Annotated in this window: 1 protein-coding gene and 1 pseudogene; one reads left to right on the top strand and one right to left on the bottom strand. The window is 41.2% G+C overall.

Annotation, left to right across the window (positions count from 1 at the left end):
- Nucleotides 1-126: pseudogene (locus tag FTV48_RS14540) on the bottom strand (fumarate hydratase C-terminal domain-containing protein); the annotation flags it as partial.
- Nucleotides 127-317: 191 nt separating this feature from the next.
- Here FTV48_RS14540 and FTV48_RS14535 point away from each other — a divergent pair.
- Nucleotides 318-1,655, top strand: coding sequence for an ISNCY family transposase (locus FTV48_RS14535; protein WP_180000756.1), 1,338 nt, complete (start codon nt 318-320; stop codon nt 1,653-1,655).
- Nucleotides 1,656-2,059 lie beyond the last annotated feature (404 nt).

Raw genomic sequence — 2,059 nt, 5'->3', positions numbered from 1 at the left:
ACCACCCACAGCCATGAGGTAAGTTGCCTGGTTATCTTTAATGGCTTCAACAGCAGCAGGGCCACGGTCCGCTTTACCGATCATGCCGAACATGCCAGTTGCTTCAAGGACTTGGCGAGTGAATTTAATCCAATATATCTTAACGGAATTTCAACTATTTACAACTCAATATAATTTAGTAGTTTCTCTAAAATTAACATAATACACCTTATACGAAACGTGTTTGTTAGAACCCATTTAAAGTGTCTATATTCTCACCAATAAAAATGTCTGGTTTATGATGGTTTTTATCACCATGGACTGGATATAAAATATAGATGCTGATCACTATGTCTGACAAAGAAATTCAACGTCTTGCAGTTCTGCAAGACGTTCGAGATCATCGTATTACCCAAGTCCGTGCTGCTGAAATCCTGAATCTTTCCACCCGTCAAATTACCCGGTTATTGCAGAAGCTCAATCAAGATGGTGTTTCAGGCATGACGCATGCCAGTCGTGGTCAACCGGGCCATCATCGCCATGACGATTTATTAAAATCGCAATGTCTTTCCATTATTTCTGAACATCTGCTGGGATTTGGACCTACCTTGGCCCATGAGAAGCTCAGCAGCATGTTTGACCTGAATATCCCGGTAGAAACGGTTCGGCGCTGGATGACTGCAAATGACCTTTGGATTCCGCGATCCAAACGTCTAAAACGCCCATACCAGCCACGCTATAACCGTGATTGCTTCGGTGAGCTGATCCAGATTGATGGCTCATATCATGACTGGTTTGAAGGACGCGCTGCTAAGTGCTGTTTATTGGTGTATATCGATGATGCCACTGGAAAGCTGTTGCATCTACGCTTCTGTGAGGCGGAAACCACCTTCGACTATATGCTTTCAACCCGAGCCTACATTGAACAATACGGCAAACCTCTGGCCTTTTATAGCGATAAACATTCAGTCTTCAGGGTGAATCAAAGCAGCAAGAAAGACACCAAGATTACGCAATTTGGGCGCGTACTCAGCACCCTGAATATCGATATTATCTTCGCTAATTCACCACAGGCCAAAGGCCGTGTAGAACGAGCCAATAGAACGCTTCAGGACCGTCTGATCAAAGAAATGCGCCTGGAAGGCATCTGTTCGATTGAACAAGCGAATGCCTGGCTACCCTGCTTCATTGAGCAATTCAATCAGAAGTTTGCCAAGATGGCCTTTAATCCCAAGGATCTACACCGGACTGTCACTGAAACAGCCGAAGAATTAGATGATATTTTTACCTGGCGTGAACCCCGCAGAGTCACGAACAGCCTGACCATTACTTATGATAAATGCGTATATCTCCTGGAAAACACGGAAGAAAACCAAAGATTGATTGGCAAGTATCTTGAGTTCCTTGAATACCCGGATGGTACAGTTGCAATTGAATATCAGGGAAGAAAAATCAATTACAGCATCTTCGATAAATTAAGTCAGCTTAACCAGCGAGAGATTGTTGAGAATAAACGTTTAGGTGCTGTTCTCAATCATATTCAACAACAGCACGAAGAATTAGAACAGCAAAACAAACGTAATCGTTCTCAAAAGATGCCAAGCAGACGTGCACAGAAAACAGTAATCAAAGAACGAAATCTGAATCCTGTACTTGACTTGGAAATGTCTGTATAGGACATTTCTATTTGGTTTTAAGGTAGGACATTTCTACTTTGGAGTTACAACACTTGTATATTAATTTAAATATCAACTACTTAATAAAAATAGAAAAATCCAAAAATGCCCAAAAAGCCGATTTTGAAACAAGTCGGCTTTTTTATGAACGGTTTTGATATTTTTTGCCAATAAAATCGGTTGAAAAACGATCAATTTTGGCATTTTCCCAATGTTATCAAATCTTCCAGGGTGAAAACTATCCCCAATTTCTGTGGATGAAATTTAGGCTATTTTGTAGGCCTAGGCTTACGTGAATCTCGGCCCTTTGCTGCTATGCGGCATACTGGAATTTTCATATTATTGAATGGTCAGGAACAGGAAGTTCCATATAATAAAAAATAAGCACCAGGATGGCGCTATAT

The sequence above is a fragment of the Acinetobacter sp. YH18001 genome, assembly GCF_013416975.1.
Classification (GTDB): Bacteria; Pseudomonadota; Gammaproteobacteria; order Pseudomonadales; family Moraxellaceae; genus Acinetobacter; species Acinetobacter pseudolwoffii.
The sequence above is the reverse complement of the archived record's forward strand: the minus strand, read 5'-3'. Positions and strand labels throughout refer to the sequence as shown.

What these genes read in the sequence shown, in the direction of transcription:
- FTV48_RS14535 (WP_180000756.1), top strand. Translation starts at nt 318, where the DNA reads ATGCTGATCACTATGTCTGACAAAGAAATTCAACGTCTTGCAGTTCTG.